We start from the raw sequence: 18,008 nt of genomic DNA, 5'->3' as shown, positions 1-18,008 counted from the left end.
ACCGGGGCCGGTCCCCGGCTCCGCGTCCAGCAGTGAGGAGCCCCCGATGACCGTGACGGTTCGCGACGCCGACGGCAACAGCCGCTTCGAGGCCTGGGCCGGTGACACCCTGGCCGGATTCGCGGAGTACCTGCGCAGCGACGAGCTGGTGGTGTACCCGCACACGGTGGTCGAGCCGGCCTACGAGGGGCAGGGCGTCGGCAGTGCGCTGGCCCGGGCCGCGCTGGACGATGCCCGCAAGCGCGAGCTGGCCGTTCTGGCGACGTGCCCGTTCATCAAGGGGTGGATGCTCCGCCACCCCGAGTACGTCGATCTCGCGTACGAGAACCGCAGCCGGGTGACCGACTGATGGGCGGCGGTGGTGGAGAGCCGGGCGGGCGCCACCGGCCCGCCCGCGCCTACCAGGCCGAGGGGATCACGGTGGCCTTCGACGCGGAGGTCTGCAGGCACGCGGCGGAGTGCGTGCACGGGCTGCCGTCCGTGTTCGACACGGCTCGGCGCCCGTGAATCATGCCGGACGCCGCCGAGCCGGGCGTGATCTCCGAGGTGGTGCGACGGTGTCCGACCGGGGCGTTGACCTACCGGCTGGCGGACGGCGGGGTGGAGGTGCCGGAACGGCCCACGACGGTGCGGCGGACCGCCGACGGGCGACTGCTGCTGCGTGGCCGACTGCGGATCACGGATGCCGGGGGCGAGGCCCGGGAGACGACGCGGGCGATGTTGTGCGGCTGCGGAAGCAGCGCCGGGCAGCCGTACTGCGACCGGAGCGGCGCGTGCGGCGGGCACATTGAGTGACGACCCGTGGCGGTGAGCGAGGGCGGCGTGCGTGACCGACAAATGACAACTGACAGATATCAGATGACAGATAACAGCTGACAGATTTTGAAATCTGTCAGCCTTCATGCCATAGTCGAACTCACCGGCACCCCCTCCCGCCGCGCACCCCACCCCCTCCAAGCCGCCAGGAGCACCCATGTCCGCCACCGCCCACCAGATCCCCCGGCGCGCCCTCGGCGCGACCGGCCCCACCACCTCCACCCTCGGCCTCGGCTGCATGGGCATGTCAGACCTCTACGGTCCGGCCGACGAGGCCGAGAGCATCGCCACCATCCACGCCGCCCTCGACGCCGGCCTCACCCTGCTCGACACCGGCGACTTCTACGGCATGGGCCACAACGAACTGCTGATCCACGAAGCGCTGCGCGGCCGCGACCGCGAGAGCGTCCAGATCAGCGTGAAGTACGGCGCCCAGCGCGGCCCGGACGGCCAGTGGCTCGGATACGACGCCAGCCCCGCGGCCACCAAGACCGCCCTCGCCTACACCCTGCGCCGCCTGCGCACCGACCACATCGACATCTACCGCCCGGCCCGGCTCGACCCGGCCGTTCCCGTCGAGGAGACCGTGGGCGCGATCGCCGACCTGGTGAACGCCGGCTACGTCCGCCACATCGGCCTGTCCGAGGTCGGCGCGGACACCCTGCGGCGCGCCGCCGCCGTCCACCCGATCAGCGACCTGCAGATCGAGTACTCGCTGATCTCCCGCTCCGTCGAGGCCGAGATCCTGCCCGTCGCCCGCGAGCTGGGCATCGGCGTCACCGCGTACGGGGTGCTCTCGCGCGGCCTGCTCAGCGGCCACTGGCAGAACGACCGCGAACTGTCCGGCACCGACTTCCGCGGCCACAGCCCGCGCTTCCAGGGCGACAACCTGACCCACAACCTCCGGCTCGTCGAGGCGCTGCGCGCCGTCGCCGCCGATCGGGGCGCGAGCGTCGCACAGATCGCGATCGCCTGGGTGGCCTCGCGCGGCGAGGACGTCGTCCCGCTGGTCGGTGCCCGCCGCCGGGACCGGCTCACCGAGGCACTCGGCGCCCTGGACGTGGCCCTCACCGAGGCGGACCTCGCGGCCATCGAGGCGGCGGTCCCCGCCGGGTCGGCGGCCGGGGACAGGTACGCTGCCGCCCAGATGGCCCATCTCGACAGCGAGCACTGAGCAGCGGCACCCGCCGCGACCTCCGTCACGCCGCCGGGAACGGACCGTCCGCACCCGTACCGACCGTCGTCCCATGGGTCGGCCACCACCCGTCAGCCCGCTGTCCGTCCGCCCGCCAGGCGGGCGGACGCATCACCTGTAAGGACGTACCTCCCCGTGACCACGGACAGCGCACTCACCACCGAGCAGATCCTGAGCGCGACGGAGGACGTCCTCAGGCGTTTCGGCCCGGCGAAGGCCACCGTCGTGGACGTCGCGCGCACCCTCGGGGTGAGCCACGGCAGCGTGTACCGGTTCTTCCCGAGCAAGGCGGCGCTGCGCGAGGCCGTCACCCAGCGCTGGCTGGACCAGGCCCACCACGACCTGCAGTTCATCGCCGCCGAGCCCGGCCCGGCCTCCGAGCGCCTGCACCGCTGGCTGGTGACGCTGTTCGCCGCCAAGCGGAAGAAGGCGCTCGACGACCCGCAGCTCTTCGCCACCTACATGACGCTGGTCGGCGAGAACAGCCACACCGTCGAGGCCCATCTGAAGACGCTGGTCGGCCAGATCGGCCAGATCATCCAGGACGGCGTGGCGACCGGGGAGTTCCGGCACGCCCACACCGGTTCGACGGCCCGCGCGGTGTTCGAGGCGACCGCGCACTTCCACGACCCGGCGTACGCGGGTGAGTGGACCGACCCGGCGGCCCAGGAGCGGTTCGAGGCGCTCTGGAAGCTCATCCTCGGCGGCCTGACCGCCAACTCCTGACCTCCGCCGTCCGGCTTCCGACATCTGGCATCCGGCACGCGGTATCCGACATCCGGCTTCCGGGACCGGCGACGCACTGAGGCGTAGGGCGCACCCGAGGTCGGGCCCGGCCCGGTGACGACCTCGGGCCGGGGCCGGGTCGGGTCTCCGGACCGGGTACCGGCGCCGCTACGGAGACCCGGTGACCGGTGCTACTTCTCGCCCTGCGAGATGCGCACCATGTTGCCGGAGGGGTCACGGAACGCGCAGTCGCGCGGGCCCCAGGGCTGGTCGATGGGCTCCTGGAGGACCTCGGCGCCGAAGGCGCGGACCTTCTCGAAGGTGCCGTCCAGGTCGTCGGTGCGGAAGACGAGCATCGGCAGCACGCCCTTGGTCAGCAGTGCCTGGAGGGCGTCGCCGTCCGCCTGGGAACGGCCGGCGTGCGGCTCGGAGAGGACGATCTCCAGGCCCGGCTGGGTGGCGCTGCCGAGGGTGACCCAGCGGAAGTCGCCCGACGCGACGTCGTTGCGCACCTCAAGGCCGAGCGCGTCGCGGTAGAACGCGAGCGAGTCGTTCAGGTCGTTCACGGTGATGTTGCAGTACTTCAGTGCGATGTCCATGCGAGCAACGCTAGGCGGCGACCGGGTCGCCCGCTTCTCGAATCCTGCTCGACCTGCCACTCGCCTCGCCGACCGGTCCGACGCCCGGTCCGATACCCGCTTCGACGTCTGGTCCGGCACCCGCTCCGTCGCGTCTCGGGCGGGTGCGGAGCTTCGCCACGCAGGCGGGCATCACCGCCACGGCGGAGTGCTCACGGCCGCGGTACACGCTCGGGGCGACGCCCACCAGCTCGGTGAAACGCGAACTGAACGAACCGAGCGAGGTACAGCCGACCGCCATGCAGGCGTCGGTCACGCTCATGCCCGAGCGCAGCAGCGCCATCGCACGTTCGATCCGGCGGGTCATGAGGTAGCTGTAGGGCGTCTCGCCGTAGGCCGCCCGGAACCGGCGCGAGAAGTGGGCCGGCGACATCAGCGCGTGCCTGGCCATGGTGGGCACGTCCAGCGGGCGGGCGTAGTCCCGGTCGATCAGGTCCCGCGCTCGCCGCAGGTGCGCAAGGGTCGCGAGGTCTTCCGGGGTCATGGCTCAAGGGTACGGGGACCGTCCGACAGGGCCCCCGGAGCGCGGTCCGGCCCACCGGGGAGGGAACGGGTCGGTCCCGTCAGCCCCGTCGGTCCTGTCAGTCCCGCGAGCCCCGTGCGCCCCGCGAGCCCGGCGTCTCAGGTGTGGACGACGAGCCGGTTCCGCTCCCCGTCGAAGGTGGCGGCCAGGGCCCGGGCCTCGCGATGGCTGCCGTCGAAGAGTCCTCGCCGGTCGACGTGGACGGTCAGGACGTCGTGACCGTCGATCTCCTCGGAGATCCCGCGGGTTCCGATGGTGTCCGCCCAGGCGTCCAGGTTCCGGCCGAACCACTCCGGCAGTCCGCACGGGGCGGCGACCGCGTCCCAGAAGTCGTCGAGGGAGTCGATCGGCCGGCGCCGCAGGTCGACGATCAACTCGCTGTGCGTCATCACAGCAGGGTAGCCCGCCCGGACGGACCGGGACCCGGCCCACCGGGACGATCACCGCCCGGATCGACGCCGGCCAGATCGACGCCGCCCGGATCCGGGCCCGCCGAAGCCGAGCCCGCCGTCCGGGCCCGCCGGATCCGGGCCCACCGATGCCGAGCCGGCCGGATCGACGCCGGTCGGCGCCGAGGCCCGACCGGCGCCAAGCCTGCGGTCAGTTCCGGGAGTGGCCGAAGAAGATCCGGTAGAGGATCAGCAGCACCAGCGCGCCGCCGATCGCCGACGCCCAGGTCGCGAGGTCGAAGAACTGCGCCGTCACCGGCCGGTGCAGGAAGCGCGCCGAGATCCAGCCGCCGACGAACGAGCCGGCGACGCCGATCAGGGTGGTCACCACCGGGCCGCCCGGGTCCCGGCCCGGCAGCAGCAACTTGGCCAGGGCTCCGGCCACCAGGCCCAGCACGATCCATGCCACGAAGCTCATGCGTCCTCCCGCCCTCACGTCGGTACGCCGGCCCCGCGCCGGCCGTACTGACCGGAGGGACGCGCCCGTGCGCCCCCGTGGTTCCGGTGCGCCGGGCGTGGCACCGGCCGCACCGCCCGGCGGCGCCGGGATACTTCGGCCATGCGCATCCTGATCGCCACCGCCGGCTCGCGCGGAGACGTCGCCCCTTTCACCGGGCTGGGCGCCCGGCTGCACGCGGCCGGCCACCAGGTCGCCGTCGCCACGCACACCGCCTTCGCCGACGCGGTCCGGTCCGCGGGCCTGGAGTTCCGTCCGCTGCCGGTCGACCCGCGCACCGAACTCGCCTCCGAGCGTGGGCAGAAGCTCCTGCGGACCGGCACCGGCCCGCTCGGCATCGTCCGACTCACCCGGCTCGCAAGGTCGTTCATGCCCGCGCTCGGCGACGGCATCGCGGCGGCGGCCGCGCCCGGGGCGGACCTGCTGCTCACCACCGGCACCACGGCTCCCCTCGGCCAGGTGGTCGCCGAGGCGGCCGGCATCCCCACCATCGCCCTCCTCCTCCAACCCCTCACCCCCACCGGTGAGTTCGCCCCTGCCGTCACCGGCACCCGGTCACTCGGCCGAGCGGGCAACCTGCTCGCCGGGCACGCGGTCCAGGCCACCGTCGACAGCCTCTTCGCCCCGGCCGTACGGGGTCTGCGGCGTCAACTCGGCCTTCCGCCACGGAGTGTGGCGAACGCGCGCAACGCCCACCCGGTCCTGCACGGTTTCTCCCAGGTCGTCGTCCCGCGCCCCGCCGACTGGCGCCCCGGGATCGAGGTCGCCGGCTACTGGTGGCCGCGTCCCGACCCCGACTGGCGGCCCCCGCAGCGCCTCCTCGACTTCCTCGCCGCCGGACCGCCGCCCGTCTACGTGGGCTTCGGCAGCCTGGTCGTGCCCGATCCCGAAGGCCTCGCCCGGACGGTCCTCGCCGCCCTGCGTGCCGCCCGGGTCCGCGCCGTCCTGCAGTCCGGCTGGAGCGGCCTCGCCGTCGCCGACAGCGAGGACGTCCTCACCATCGGGGACGCCCCGCACGACTGGCTGTTCCCCCGCATGGCCGCCACCGTCCACCACGCGGGCGCCGGCACCACCGCCGCCACGCTCCGCGCCGGCATTCCCACGGTCCCCGTCCCGGCGCAGCTCGACGCCCCGTTCTGGGCGGCCCGCCTCACCCGGCTCGGCACCAGCGCCGGGCCCGTCCCCCTCGCGCAGCTCACCGCCGCCCGTCTGGCCACCGCCATCCGCCAGACCCTCGACACCGCCCACCACCGCAACTGCGCCCGTGCCCTCGCCACCGCCCTCGACGCGGAGGACGGCACCGTCAGGGTCCTCACCGCCGTCGACCGTCTCATCGACTCCCGCCGGCGGTAGCCGGACGGCCGGGCCCTGCCGTCAGCGCAGCCGATCGACCTGCGCGGGTGGTCGAGGTGCTCGGGCTCGCCCCGTCTCCGGATCGGGATCCTGAGCCCGGTGACGCGGCGGGGCACGGTCGTGGTCACCGACACCGTGGGAGGCCCATGTCGATTGAAGTCATGGCCTCTTGACACTCCGGCCGTAGATCGTGGTCCTGCCGGTCGGGCCGGTGCGGAAACGGGTGCGGCCACCGTTGATCATCGTGAGTCGCCGCCCGCCGTCCCACCGGATCCCGCATCCGGCGAGCGGCCGGGGGCCCCGTCGCCGGCCGTCGGCGTACCGCCCCGGGGTCGCGGACGCCGGGCTGCGAGGGCGACGTGGGCACGTACCTGAAGGTGCGTACTTGATCAAGAATCGGCGACCGGGAAGTCTTGTCGAGGCGCGCCAAGCCCGTCGTCCGATACCGCCCCTGTCCTCACGGCCAGGTGGTCCCGACCCCAGGCGGAGAGCAGTTCCAGCAGTTCGTAGAGCCGACGGCCCCGTTCGGTCAGCGAGTACTCGACCCGGGGCGGCATCTCGTCGTAGTCCTCCCGGTGCACGATCCCGTCGGCCTGGAGCTCCCGGAGCTGCTGGGTCAGCACCTTCTCGCTGATGCCGGTGACCAGCCGCCTGGTCTCCCCGAAGCGGCGCGGACGCTCGGAGAGCGCCCACATGACGAACGACTTCCACTTGCCCTCGAACACCCCGACGGCCACACCCATCCCGCATGTGTGCGGATCGGTCACCGTCTCGACCTCGGAGTTCCCCATGTCTGCTTCCCCCGTCACCGTTCTCGGCCTGGGCCCGATGGGCCGGGCCCTGGTCTCCGCGTTCCTGGCCGCGGGCCATTCCGCAACCGTCTGGAACCGTACTCCGGGCCGGGCGGACGGCCTGGTGGAGAACGGCGCCGTCGAGGCCGGGACCGCCGCGGAGGCGATCGCGGCGAGCGACCTCGTGGTGATCTGCGTGCTGGACCACGAAGCCGTCCGCGCCGTCATCACCCCGCACGCCGCCGAACTCAAGGGCCGGACCCTGGTCAACCTCACCGCCGGAACCCCCGACGACGCCCGCGCCACCGCCGCGTGGGCCGACGCGCACGGCATCGGCTACCTCGACGGCGCGATCATGGTTCCGACGCACCTCGTCGGCGGCCCGTCCACCCTGGTCCTCCACAGCGGCCCGGCGGACCTCTACGAACGCCACCGGGACACCCTCGGGGCCATCGGCGGCACCTGTGTGCACCTGGGCACGGACCCGGGCCGTGCGGGGGCGCACGACGTCGCGCTGCTCGACATCTTCTGGACGGCACTGACCGGCGTCGTCCACGCCTTCGCCCTCGCCGGGTCCGAGGGCGTCACCGCGTCCGACCTGGCCCCCTACGCCAAGGGCGTCGCCGCGCTCCTGCCCGACGTGATCGACGCGTTCGCCGAGCAGGTCGACACCGGCAGCTACCCCGCCGGGGGCTCCAACCTCCGCTCGGCGGCGGCGATCATGTCCCATGTCCTCGACGCCTCGCGCAGCCGGGGCGTCGACAGTACGGTGATCTCCGCCGCCCATGAGGTCGCGCGCCGGGGCATGGCGGCCGGTTACGCGGACGACTCCTACGCCCACGTCGCCGAACTCCTCCGCGGCTGAACCCGCCGCTCAGCCGGGACGGGGCGTCATCGTTGGTCCGGTACTCCAACTGCAGGTCGTGATCTTCATGTCCGGTCATCACCGGCGACTCGCCGCCGGTGATGACCGGCTCGTGATCGCGCCTGGTGGCGCCCCGGTGCCGCTTCGGCGAGGTCGACGACAGCCCGGTCGTAGCACCGCTGTCCCTTTGCACCGCGTCCGGCCCGGAGCCTCTGCCGCGCCCGTTTCGGTGCCTTCCCCACCAAGGCATCGGCTCGGAACGCGCCTGCGCCGGTGGGCACTTCGGCCGAGCAGGCCACGGCAGGGACGTATCCGATGCCGCGTTCCTCCAATGCCGGTCGGCGACGCGCACGATTCCGGGTTCTGGCTCGCCCTCCGGGGGTTGAGCCAGAACCCGTTCGCATGAACATCCGGCACCCGAGGTTCCGTGTGCTGCCGAAAGCCGTGAACATCTGCTGCCGCCACAGGTTGGCGTGGCCGCACGGAGGCGGTCCGAGCAGGGACACCGGATCGGGCCGGCCGGCGGTGCGGTGGAGCTGCCGCACAGCGGGCGGGGCGGGTCACCCGGTCACGGGCGGCTCGCTTCGCGCAGTTGCGGGATGAGGTGGGTGCCGTAGGCGTCGATGGTGGACTCGACGGCGTCGTGCATGGCGTAGACGGCGAACTGGTCGACGCCGAGGGAGCGGAGCTGTTCGAGGCGGGCGAGGTGCGCGTCGGGCGGGCCGATGAGACAGAAGCGGTCGACGATCTCGTCGGGGACGAAGGCGGTGTCGGGGTTCCCGGCGCGGCCGTGGTGGCTGTAGTCGTAGCCCTGGCGGTCCTTGATGTAGGCGGTGAGGGCTTCGGGGACGAGGTCGGAGTGTTCGCCGTAGTGGGTGACGAGGTCGGCGACGTGGTTGCCGACCATGCCGCCGAACCAGCGGCACTGTTCGCGGGCGTGGGCGAGGGCGGCCGGCGAGTCGTCGGCGGTGACGTAGGCGGGGGCGGCGACGCAGACGGTGAGCGCATCGGGGTCGCGGCCGGCCTCGGCGGCGGACCGGCGGACCGCCTTGATCATGTACTCGGTGAGGTAGGGGTCGGCGAGTTGGAGGATGAACCCGTCCGCCTGACGGCCCGTCAGGGCGAGCGCCTTGGGCCCGTAGGCACCCATCCAGATAGGCAGGGCGGCGCCTTCGCCGACCCAGGGCAGGTGCATCTCCGTGCCGTCGACCTCGACGGTGCGTCCCTCGGCCAACTCCTTGATGGCGTGCATGGCTTCGGAGAGCCGGGCGAGGGTGGCGGGGCGGCGGCCGGCGACCCGCATGGCGGAGTCGCCGCGGCCGATGCCGCAGACGGTGCGGTTGCCGTACATGTCGTTGAGGGTGGCGAAGAGGGAGGCGGTGACCTCCCAGGTGCGGGTGGAGGGGTTGGTGACCATCGGGCCGACGGTGAGCGTGCCGGTCTCGGCGAGGATGCGGCTGTGGATGACGAAGGGTTCCTGCCACAGGACGCAGGAGTCGAAGGTCCAGCCGTGGCTGAAGCCGGCCTGCTCGGCGCGGATCATGCGGTCGATGAGCAGGCGGGCGGGCGGGTCGGTCTGGAGGACGAGGCCGATGTCCATGGCGGGCTCCGGGAGTCGGGAGGGGAGGAAGGTGAGGAGAGGAGGCGTCCGGGCGGCGCGGGGAGGGGCGGCACCCGGGGGCCGGAGGGGATTCGGGAAGGGCGGGCACGGAAGCGGGGAAACGCGGGACCGTGGGAGGGGGCGGGCGCCCGTGGCAGCGGCCCCCGCCCGGGGCCCCGCCCGTCCGGGCCTCGAACGGACGGGACCCGGACGGACGGGCCTCGAACGAACGGGACCCGAACGAACGGACTCGAACGAACGGGCCTCGGGCGGGCGGGAGCTCAGTCCAGGTACCGGCAGGTGTCCCGGCGCAGGAAGGTGCCGTGCCCGGCCCGCCCGAGCCAGGTGCCCTGGTCGAGGACCACGGTGCCCCGGGACAGGACGGTGCGGGCCCGGCCGGTGAGCGTGCGGCCCTCGTACGCCGAGTAGTCGACGTTCATGTGGTGGCTGGCGGCGGAGACCGTCTGGACGGCGTTGGGGTCGTAGACGACCACGTCGGCGTCGGCGCCCGGGGCGATGGTGCCCTTGCGCGGGTGCAGGCCGAACATCCGGGCCGGGGTGGTGCAGGCGACCTCGATCCAGCGGCGGCGGCTCAAGTGGCCGTCGACCACCGCCTGGTGGAGCAGGTCCATCCGGTTCTCCACGCCGGGCAGGCCGTTGGGGATCTTCGAGAAGTCGCCGCGGCCGAGTTCCTTCTGCCCGGTGTAGCAGAACGGGCAGTGGTCGGTGGAGACCACCTGGAGGTCGTTGGTGCGCAGGCCGCGCCAGAGCGCCGCCTGGTGCTCGCGGGGGCGCAGCGGGGTGCTGCACACGTACTTGGCGCCCTCGAAGCCGTCGGCGCCCTCCTCGGCGAGGTTGTCGGTGGAGAGGAAGAGGTACTGGGGGCAGGTCTCGCCGAAGACGGGGTGGCCGTCGTCGCGGGCCCGGGCGAGTTCGGCGAGGGCGGAGGCGGCGGAGACGTGGACGACGTACAGGGGGCTGCCGGCGACCTGGGCGAGTTTGATGGCGCGGTGGGTGGCCTCGGCCTCCAGGAGTTCGCGGCGGACCTCGCCGTGGTACCGGGGGGCGGTGCGGCCGGCGGCGAGTGCCTGTTCGACGAGGACGTCGATGGCGATGCCGTTCTCGGCGTGCATCATGATCAGTCCGCCGTTGGCGGCGCCGCGCTGCATGGCGCGCAGGATGCGGCCGTCGTCGCTGTAGAAGACGCCGGGGTAGGCCATGAACAGCTTGAAGGAGGTGGACTCGCCGGAGTCGACGAGGGCGTCCATCTCCTTGAGGACGGCGTCGTTGACGTCGGAGACGATGGTGTGGAAGGCGTAGTCGACGGCGCAGTTGCCGTCGGCCTTGGCGTGCCAGGCGTCGAGTCCTTCGCGGAGGCTGCCGCCGACGGGCTGGACGGCGAAGTCGACGATGGTCGTGGTGCCGCCCCAGGCGGCGGCGCGGGTGCCGGTCTCGAAGGTGTCGGAGGCGTGGGTGCCGCCGAACGGCAGTTCCATGTGGGTGTGGGCGTCGACGCCGCCCGGGATGACGTAGTGGCCGGCGGCGTCGATCAGGGTGTCGGCGGTCCAGGCGAGGGCGGCCTCGCTGCCGGTGGCGGCGAGGGCGGCGATGCGCTCGCCCTCGATGAGGACGTCGGCGCGGAGTTCCTCGGTGGCGGTGATGACGAGGCCGCCGCGGATGACGGTGCGGGTGGTCATGGTGTGGTCGCCTCCCTCACGCCTCGGCCAGTGGCCCGTACGCCTCGGGGCGGCGGTCGCGGTAGAACGCCCACTGCTGGCGGACCTCTTCGATGAGGCCCAGGTCGAGGTCGCGGACGACCAGTTCCTCCTCCTTGTCGGAGGCGACCTCGCCGACGAACCGGCCGCGCGGGTCGACGAAGTAGGAGGTCCCGTAGAAGTCGTTGTCGCCGTACTCCTCGGTGCCGACGCGGTTGATGGCGGCGACGAAGTACTCGTTGGCGACGGCGGCGGCGGGCTGTTCGAGCTGCCAGAGGTAGGCGGACAGGCCGCGGCTGGTGGCGGAGGGGTTGTAGACGATCTGCGCGCCGGCCAGTCCCAGGGCGCGCCAGCCCTCGGGGAAGTGGCGGTCGTAGCAGATGTAGACGCCGACCTTGCCGACGGCGGTGTCGAAGACGGGCCAGCCGAGGTTGCCGGGCTTGAAGTAGTACTTCTCCCAGAAGCCCTTGACCTGGGGGATGTGGTGCTTGCGGTACTTGCCGAGGTAGCTGCCGTCGGCGTCGATCACGGCGGCGGTGTTGTAGTAGACGCCGGGCTGGTCCTCCTCGTAGACGGGGACGACGAGGACGAGGCCGAGTTCACGGGCGAGTCCGGTCATCCGCCGGACGGTGGGGCCGTCGGGGACGGGCTCGGCCCAGCGGTAGTGCTCGGGTTCCTGGACCTGACAGAAGTACGGGGCGTTGAAGACCTCCTGGAATCCGAGGATCTTCGCGCCCTGGGCGGCGGCCTCGCGGGCGTACCGCTCGTGGAGGGCGATCATGCTCTCCTGGTCGCCGGTCCACCGGGTCTGGACGAGGGCGGCACGGACGGTCTGCGACATGGGTACCTCCGCAACTCCGCGGCCCGTCCGGGGGTCGGGCCTGCGGTCTGAGGGTTGACGGGGCGGTTCTGCCTGCGGTCATGTCTGCGGCTCCGCGTGCGGATCCGCTCGGGGCTCCACGTACGTCGGCGCGTACGTCTTCCCCGCCTGCTCTCCGCGCGCTTCACCGCGGGCTTCACCGCGGGCTTCACCGTGCGTCGACACGCCGGTCGACAGGTACGGGTCCGCACACGGCTCTGCGTGCGGCTCCGCGCGACGGCCTGTTCCCGCACGGCCGCGCGCGGTGTCTACGTGCGTAGAAAGTTGGTGCGTCGACCGTAGGCCCGGCCTCGGTCGCCTGACAATACGTCGGACGTAACGCGCCCGGGGCGATCCTGTTACGCGGACACGCGGGGTCTCGTAGGTGGGATGAAACGGTCATCTACCCCGGGAGCGCTCGCCTTACTCATTCGGGTGAATCCATGCGCGAGGTGGTGCGGGTCCGGGCAAGAGGGTCCATGATGCTGCTCCGGTCCGTCGCCGGGCGGTCGCCGACGGTGAGCAACCGTCGGCGACCGGCTCCGGCGGGCGGCTGATTCACGTGTGCGCGGGGAGGTGGACGTGACGTCCGTACCCGAGGGGACGGAAGGCCCTCCGCCTTCGTCCCCGGTGCGCCGGCGCCTCATGGGCTCGCGCCCCGCGTCCTCCCGTCCCGCGCGCCCGGGCCCGTCGGCGCCGTCCTCGCAGCCCGCCCGCCCCGGCCCGGCCCACTCGCGTCCGGCCCGCTCCCGTCCGGCCGGGTCGCGTCCGGCCGGGTCACACCCCGCACGGTCGCATCCGGTGCCGGCGTGGGCCGGGCTGCTGCTCGGGCTCGGCGTGCCGGTGCCGGCCGCACTCGGGTGGCTGCTCTTCGTCCGGTGGACGGCGGCCGACCAGGGCACCCGGGACATCCGCCTCCAACTGGCCGGCTCCCGCGCCGCCGCAGCAGCCGTGGTCACCGACCGGGTCGCCGACTTCCGCGCGTCGCTGGACGCCGACCTGTGGCTGATCTGCGGCTACGCGGTCACCCTGGCGGCGGCCGGACTGCTCGGCGGGTACGTGTTCACGCGGCCGCACTGGCGCCTGGTCGCGCTCGCCGCCGGCCTCGCGGGCGTGCTGGCGGGCGCCTGCGACCTCGCCGAGGACCTGCTGCTCGACGCGGGCCTGGGCGCCGGGCTCGACGCGGGCCTGGGCGCCGGGCTCGACGCGGGGCTGGGCGCCGGGCTGGGCGCCGGGTCGGGCGGGAGCGGCCTCGCGCCGCCGGGCGGTGACGCCCCCTTCGTCGCAGCGGCCGCGTTCGCCATAGTGAAGTGGCTGCTGCTCCTGCCCGCCGGCGCGGTCGGCATGGTCGTCTGCTCCGCCACCGTGCACCGGGCCGTGCGCGGGGTGCTGCGGCGGCCGCCGGAGGAAACGGCCCAGGCGGACGCCGACGGCCCGGGCGCACCGGACGAGGGCGAGCCGGGCGCACCGGACGCCGACGGCCCGGGCGCACCGGACGGCGCCGGACCGGAGCTGATCCCTCCCTGGCCGGTGGTGACGGCGCGGGGCGGGCGGTGGCCGCCCGGCCCCCGGTCCCACGGACCTCTGACCCGGCAGGCCCGCTGGCGCAACGCCGCCCGGGTACCGCCCGGCCGCGAGCACGCCCCGCTCGGCTTCTGCGTCTCCGGCGGCGGCATCCGGTCGGCCTGCGTCACGCTCGGAGCGCTCCAGGCCCTGCGCCCGTGGCTGAAGCAGGCCCGCTACCTGGTCTCCGTCTCCGGCGGCGGCTACACCGTCGGCGCGATGCAGCTGGCGCTCACCGACTCCGCACCCGCCTGCCCGGTCCGGGCCCGCTCCGGCCTGACCGCCGACACCGTGCTGGAGCCCGGCTCCCCCGAGGAGGACCACCTCCGACGCCACGCCAAGTACCTGGCGGACGGCGCGGGCGAGTGGCTGGTCGCCCTCGGCACGCTGCTGCGCGGCCTCGTCGCCGCGCTCGGACTGCTGCTCGCGACCGTCCTGGTGCTCGGCCTCGGGCTGAGCCGGTTCTACCACCTCGTCCCGCTCACCGACCTGAGCGACCTGGCCGCCGTCGGCCTGCACACCGGGGGCGCAGGAGGCGCCGGGGGCGCTCCCCGGCTCGGCCCGCTCGCCGTCCGCGCGCCCGCCGTGCTCGCCCTGGCCGGGCTGCTCACGGCCGCCGCCCTGGGCTGGCTGCTCTGGCTGCTGACCTTCTCCTGGCTCGGCTGGAACACCCTGCTGCCGCGCGTCCTCCGCCGGTTCTCGCAGGCCGCGCTCGCCCTGGCGGCGCTCCTCGCACTCGGCGTCCTGGCCGTTCCCGGACTGGCCTGGGGCGCGGTCCGGCTGCAACAGGCGCTCGCCGTCGGCGCGCGGCAGACCGGCGCGGGCATAAGCCTCACCGTGCTGCTCAGCTATCTGGCCCTGCTGCTCGGCATCCTCTGGCACGGCCGGCACGCCATCGAGCAGGGGGCGGCGGCGCTCGGCGGCCTGGTACGCGGCACCCGACGAATCGGCGGCAGCCTCACCGGGCGGGTCGCCGAGTACCTGGTCCTCTGGTCGGCGCTGGCCGCGCTCACCGCCGGCGCCCTGCTCGCACTCGGCTGGGCGGTGGCCACCGGACACGCCTGGCCGACGGCCGCCCAGGTCCTGCTGCCGCTGGTCCTCGGCACCGTCGGACTCAATCTCGACCAGACGTGGATGGGCCTGCACCCGTTCTACCGCCGGCGCCTCGCCTCGGCCTTCGCCGTGCGCCGCGCGGTCGAGCACGACGGCGGGGCCGCGGGCACGGGAGGGCGCGGCGCCCACCCCGGTGGCGCCGGGGACGAGGCCGGCGGAGGCGCCCGTGGTGACGGCAGCGGCGCCCCCGACGGCAACGGGGAGGCGCTCGCCCGGCCGTACCACTTCTTCCGCGAGCAGACCCGCCTCAGCCACTACGGCGCCCGCCACCCCGGCTTCCCCCAGGTGATCTTCGCGGCGGCGGCGAACCTCTCCGGCAACTCGCGTACGCCGCCCGGCCGCCGGGCGGTTTCGTTCACCTTCTCGTCCGACTACGTGGGCGGACCGGACGTCGGCTACGCCCGCACCGACCTGCTGGAGCGGCGCACCCGGCGGCACATCGCCCGGGACCTCACCGTGCAGTCCGCGATGGCCGTCTCGGGTGCGGCGTTCTCGTCCGCGATGGGACGTCAGGCGCGCGGCTACCAGGGCCTGTTCGCCGTCACCAACGCGCGGCTCGGGACGTGGCTGCCCAATCCGGCGGCACTCGCCCCGCTCTGGGCGCCCGACCGGGACTGGCGGTACGCGCCGCAGCCGGCCGTCCGGCGGCTCCCCTACCAGCTGCGCGAGGCGTGCGGCCGGTACCCGATGGACGCGCGCTTCCTGCTCACCACCGACGGCGGGCACTACGAGAACCTCGGGCTCGTCGAGCTGCTGCGGCACGGCGTGCGGACGGCGGTCTGCATCGACGCCAGCGGCGACTCGGCCTTCGCCGCCACGCTGGCGGCGGCGATCACCCTGGCCCGCGAGGAGCTGGGCATCACCATCACGCTGCGCGAGCCCGAACTGCTCATTCCGGGAAGCGCCGGGAGTGCCGGGAGCGGGGGTGGCGGGGGCGGTGGGCAGCCTCCGCTGCGAGGGCTGGCGGCGCGGCTGGCCGACCGGCTCTCCGCCCGGGCGGTGGTGGTCGGCGACATCGAGTACCCGTGGCCGCTCGACCTGGACGACGACAGCGCCGAGGGTTCCGGGGGCGCCGACGGCGGAGCCGGGACCGGTACCGGCGTCGGATCCGGCTCCGGCTCCGGCTCCGGCTCCGGTCCGGCGGCCGCCCGGCGGGGCACACTGATCGTCGCCCAGGCCGTCCTCACCGCCGACATGCCGTACGAACTGCACGCGTACGCGGTCGCCGACGCGGCCTTCCCGAACGACAGCACCAGCGACCAGTGGTTCGACCACCGGCAGTTCGACGCGTACCAGACGCTCGGCCGGTATCTGGGCGAGCAGGCCGAACCGGCGGTGAAGGCGGCCGTGTCCGGCGCGCGCACCTCACCGGGAGGCGGGGCCGAGGCCGGGTTCGGAGCCGGAGCCGGAACCGGACCCGAAGCCCGAGCCCGGACCGGAACCGGGACCGACGGGACCGCCCCGGACGGGTCCGGGACCTGGCCGACGCCCCGACCGGAGGCTGCGTCGGCTTCCGTGCCCCGGCCGGCTCCTGCGCCGGATGCCGGAGTGCCGAATGTCGGAGTGCCGGATGCCGGAGTGCCGGACGGCGAGGTGGCGGGCGGCCCGCCGACCGTCCCTCCCGCCCCGCCCGAGCAGGGACGCGGCGCGCAACCCTGAGGGCGCTCGCTTGACTCGTGCCCGTTCCGTCGGGAAGGATCCGGCGCATGGACTCCGGCACCACTCTGGTCTGCCGCCTGCACGTCGATCTCCGACGCCAGGCGAGTTCCATCTGTGCCTGTTGACGCTGTTCTTCCCCGCCGGCCCCGCCCTGTGACATCCCCCAGGACCCGCGCCGCGCACCCGCACCCGCACTCCTGACGCGCCTCCTCCCGGCGTGCCCGTGCCGCCGGCCGCTCCGTCGGCCGGCACACGGCACCCGGGCCGGCCGTACCGCCGCCACCCGGCACCCCAGCTCCCCGCCTTCCCCGAGGACACCCACATGAGCCTGGACCTCGCCCCCGGCACGCTTGCCTCCACCGCCGCATCCGCCACCGACACCGGCACTGCCACTGCCGACGGAACGGGCACCGCCCCGGCCGCCGACGGGAGCATCGACGGCACCGCCGTCAGGACCACCGTCGGCGTCACCGAGGAAACCCGGGCGCCGCTCACCCCGAACGCGCTGCGGGCGATCGTCCGGGAGCTGGCCGAACAGCCCGACCAGTGGATCCACCACGTCCGGCTCTCCACCGAGGAGCGCTGGTACCGGCGGCTGGTCGCCGACGACGACCACGAGGTCTGGCTGATCAGCTGGCTGCCCGGCCAGTCCACCGGGTTCCACGACCACGGCGGCTCGCGCGGCGCGTTCACCGTCGCGCTGGGCGAGCTGGAGGAGCTGTCCCTGGGCGGGCCTGAGCAGGGGCTGCTGATCCGCCGGATCCAGGCCGGAACCGCCCGCGCGTTCGGGCCCGAGTACGTGCACGACGTCCGCAACACCGCGTCCGGCCCGGCGGTCACCCTGCACGCGTACTCGCCGCCGCTCAGCTCCATGGCGCACTACGAACTGCGGGCCGGAGGCCTGGTCCGCACCTCCGAGGAAGGACCGGATCAGTGGTGACCACGATCGACGACCTGGTGGCACGAGCCCGCGAAGGGGTCCACCGGCCCGGGGCCGAGGAGGCCCACCGGGCGCAGCTGGACGGCGCGCTGCTGGTGGACATCCGGCCGGCGGCGCAGCGGGCGGCCGAGGGAGAGATCCCGGGCTCGCTGATCATCGAGCGCAACGTGCTGGAGTGGCGGCTCGACCCGACGGGCAGTCACCGGATCCCGGAGGCGGCGGGCTACGACGTGGCGGTGGTCGTGGTCTGCTCGGAGGGGTACGCGTCGAGCCTGGCGGCCGCGTCGCTGCGGGAACTGGGTCTTCACCGGGCGACCGACCTCGACGGCGGCTTCGTCGGCTGGGCGGCCGCGGGGCTGCCGACGCGTCAGGGCGGTTGATCCGCAGGCCGGTAGCGCGGGGCCCGCAGGTGCGGTGGTGCGGGCCCGCCCCGCTCCCCCGCGCACCGCGGCCCTGCGCACCGCGGCCCCGCGGACGCCACCGCCACAGACCTGGACGCCGTGGACGCCGCGGACGCCGCGGGATCGTCCGCCGCTCGGCGGCGCCCGGGAAATCAGGGACAGGAGGTTCATCAGGTCATAGGCTGATCAGAGTTTCCGCCGGTTCGATGCTGGGCAGCCACGCGGGCGGAGGAACGCCCGGGCAGACAATGACGTCTTGCGCGCCGCAGTTTGTCGACAAAACGCCACCGACCCGACCGTCCGCCACTCTCCACCGCCTATCGACCGACCGACACCATCGGCGCC

Annotated in this window: 19 protein-coding genes; 11 read left to right on the top strand and 8 right to left on the bottom strand. The window is 73.9% G+C overall.

The annotated features are described in order from the left end of the window. The first annotated feature begins 46 nt into the window (after window positions 1-46). The 5 genes from AC067J_RS10660 to AC067J_RS10640 all read left to right on the top strand — a co-directional run bounded on the left by AC067J_RS10660 (window position 47) and on the right by AC067J_RS10640 (window position 2,737). Window positions 47-349 (top strand): GNAT family N-acetyltransferase, encoded by a 303-nt coding sequence (locus AC067J_RS10660; RefSeq protein WP_478297669.1) that lies wholly within the window; start codon window positions 47-49, stop codon window positions 347-349. Beyond that, a complete protein-coding gene (locus tag AC067J_RS10655; RefSeq protein WP_478297667.1) occupies window positions 349-507 on the top strand; it encodes a (4Fe-4S)-binding protein in 159 nt (52 codons plus the stop codon). Before AC067J_RS10660 ends, AC067J_RS10655 begins: the two co-directional genes overlap by 1 nt. A 3-nt stretch (window positions 508-510) precedes the next feature. After that, window positions 511-795 carry a CDGSH iron-sulfur domain-containing protein gene (locus tag AC067J_RS10650; protein WP_478297666.1) on the top strand — a complete coding sequence of 95 codons (285 nt, stop codon included), beginning with the start codon at window positions 511-513 and terminating at the stop codon, window positions 793-795. Between the two features lie 178 nt (window positions 796-973). After that, a complete protein-coding gene (locus tag AC067J_RS10645; RefSeq protein WP_478297664.1) occupies window positions 974-1,990 on the top strand; it encodes an aldo/keto reductase in 1,017 nt (338 codons plus the stop codon). A 156-nt stretch (window positions 1,991-2,146) separates the two neighbouring features. Next, window positions 2,147-2,737: a TetR/AcrR family transcriptional regulator gene (locus AC067J_RS10640; protein WP_478297662.1), complete on the top strand. Its 591-nt coding sequence runs from the start codon at window positions 2,147-2,149 to the stop codon at window positions 2,735-2,737. A gap of 191 nt (window positions 2,738-2,928) precedes the next feature. On the opposite strand, the gene AC067J_RS10635 is transcribed toward AC067J_RS10640, so the two are convergent. From AC067J_RS10635 to AC067J_RS10620, 4 genes are all read right to left on the bottom strand, one after another. Next, entirely contained in the window at window positions 2,929-3,336 is a 408-nt protein-coding gene (locus tag AC067J_RS10635; protein WP_478297660.1) for a VOC family protein, read from the bottom strand. 10 nt (window positions 3,337-3,346) lie between these two features. Next, a complete protein-coding gene (locus AC067J_RS10630; protein ID WP_478297658.1) occupies window positions 3,347-3,859 on the bottom strand; it encodes a helix-turn-helix transcriptional regulator in 513 nt (170 codons plus the stop codon). Between the two features lie 137 nt (window positions 3,860-3,996). Further along, complete coding sequence (locus AC067J_RS10625; RefSeq protein WP_478297656.1) at window positions 3,997-4,287, bottom strand: barstar family protein; 291 nt, start codon at window positions 4,285-4,287, stop codon at window positions 3,997-3,999. Window positions 4,288-4,498: 211 nt separating this feature from the next. Next, the gene (locus tag AC067J_RS10620) at window positions 4,499-4,765 is read right to left on the bottom strand and encodes a GlsB/YeaQ/YmgE family stress response membrane protein (protein WP_478297654.1); all 267 of its coding nucleotides are present in this window, start codon (window positions 4,763-4,765) and stop codon (window positions 4,499-4,501) included. A 141-nt stretch (window positions 4,766-4,906) separates the two neighbouring features. Here AC067J_RS10620 and AC067J_RS10615 point away from each other — a divergent pair, with 141 nt between their 5' ends. Further along, window positions 4,907-6,157 carry a glycosyltransferase gene (locus tag AC067J_RS10615; protein ID WP_478297652.1) on the top strand — a complete coding sequence of 417 codons (1,251 nt, stop codon included), beginning with the start codon at window positions 4,907-4,909 and terminating at the stop codon, window positions 6,155-6,157. A gap of 389 nt (window positions 6,158-6,546) precedes the next feature. On the opposite strand, the gene AC067J_RS10610 is transcribed toward AC067J_RS10615, so the two are convergent. After that, a complete protein-coding gene (locus AC067J_RS10610; protein WP_478297650.1) occupies window positions 6,547-6,948 on the bottom strand; it encodes a winged helix-turn-helix transcriptional regulator in 402 nt (133 codons plus the stop codon). Here AC067J_RS10610 and AC067J_RS10605 point away from each other — a divergent pair. Continuing rightward, on the top strand, window positions 6,947-7,813 hold the full coding sequence (locus AC067J_RS10605) for an NAD(P)-dependent oxidoreductase (protein ID WP_478297648.1): 867 nt from the start codon (window positions 6,947-6,949) through the stop codon (window positions 7,811-7,813). The genes AC067J_RS10610 and AC067J_RS10605 overlap by 2 nt on opposite strands. 568 nt (window positions 7,814-8,381) lie before the next feature. Here AC067J_RS10605 and AC067J_RS10600 read toward each other — a convergent pair. The 3 genes from AC067J_RS10600 to AC067J_RS10590 form a co-directional block, all read right to left on the bottom strand. Beyond that, complete coding sequence (locus AC067J_RS10600; RefSeq protein WP_478297646.1) at window positions 8,382-9,413, bottom strand: TIGR03842 family LLM class F420-dependent oxidoreductase; 1,032 nt, start codon at window positions 9,411-9,413, stop codon at window positions 8,382-8,384. Between the two features lie 281 nt (window positions 9,414-9,694). Further along, entirely contained in the window at window positions 9,695-11,110 is a 1,416-nt protein-coding gene (gene hydA, locus AC067J_RS10595; RefSeq protein ID WP_478297644.1) for a dihydropyrimidinase, read from the bottom strand. 16 nt (window positions 11,111-11,126) lie between these two features. Further along, window positions 11,127-11,969, bottom strand: coding sequence for a nitrilase-related carbon-nitrogen hydrolase (locus tag AC067J_RS10590; RefSeq protein WP_478297642.1), 843 nt, complete (start codon window positions 11,967-11,969; stop codon window positions 11,127-11,129). An 819-nt stretch (window positions 11,970-12,788) separates the two neighbouring features. Between AC067J_RS10590 and AC067J_RS10585 the strand changes: the two genes are divergently transcribed. The 4 genes from AC067J_RS10585 to AC067J_RS10570 all read left to right on the top strand — a co-directional run bounded on the left by AC067J_RS10585 (window position 12,789) and on the right by AC067J_RS10570 (window position 17,642). Beyond that, a complete protein-coding gene (locus AC067J_RS10585; protein ID WP_478297640.1) occupies window positions 12,789-16,322 on the top strand; it encodes a hypothetical protein in 3,534 nt (1,177 codons plus the stop codon). A gap of 47 nt (window positions 16,323-16,369) precedes the next feature. Beyond that, the gene (locus AC067J_RS10580) at window positions 16,370-16,447 is read left to right on the top strand and encodes a putative leader peptide (RefSeq protein WP_101948289.1); all 78 of its coding nucleotides are present in this window, start codon (window positions 16,370-16,372) and stop codon (window positions 16,445-16,447) included. A 197-nt stretch (window positions 16,448-16,644) separates the two neighbouring features. Next, window positions 16,645-17,262: a cysteine dioxygenase gene (locus tag AC067J_RS10575; protein WP_478297638.1), complete on the top strand. Its 618-nt coding sequence runs from the start codon at window positions 16,645-16,647 to the stop codon at window positions 17,260-17,262. Beyond that, the gene (locus AC067J_RS10570) at window positions 17,256-17,642 is read left to right on the top strand and encodes a rhodanese-like domain-containing protein (protein ID WP_478297636.1); all 387 of its coding nucleotides are present in this window, start codon (window positions 17,256-17,258) and stop codon (window positions 17,640-17,642) included. The genes AC067J_RS10575 and AC067J_RS10570 overlap by 7 nt, the downstream gene beginning before the upstream one ends. Window positions 17,643-18,008 lie beyond the last annotated feature (366 nt).

Source organism: Kitasatospora sp. NPDC042419, from assembly GCF_056437345.1.
This window is presented reverse-complemented; position numbering and strand designations above follow the sequence as displayed.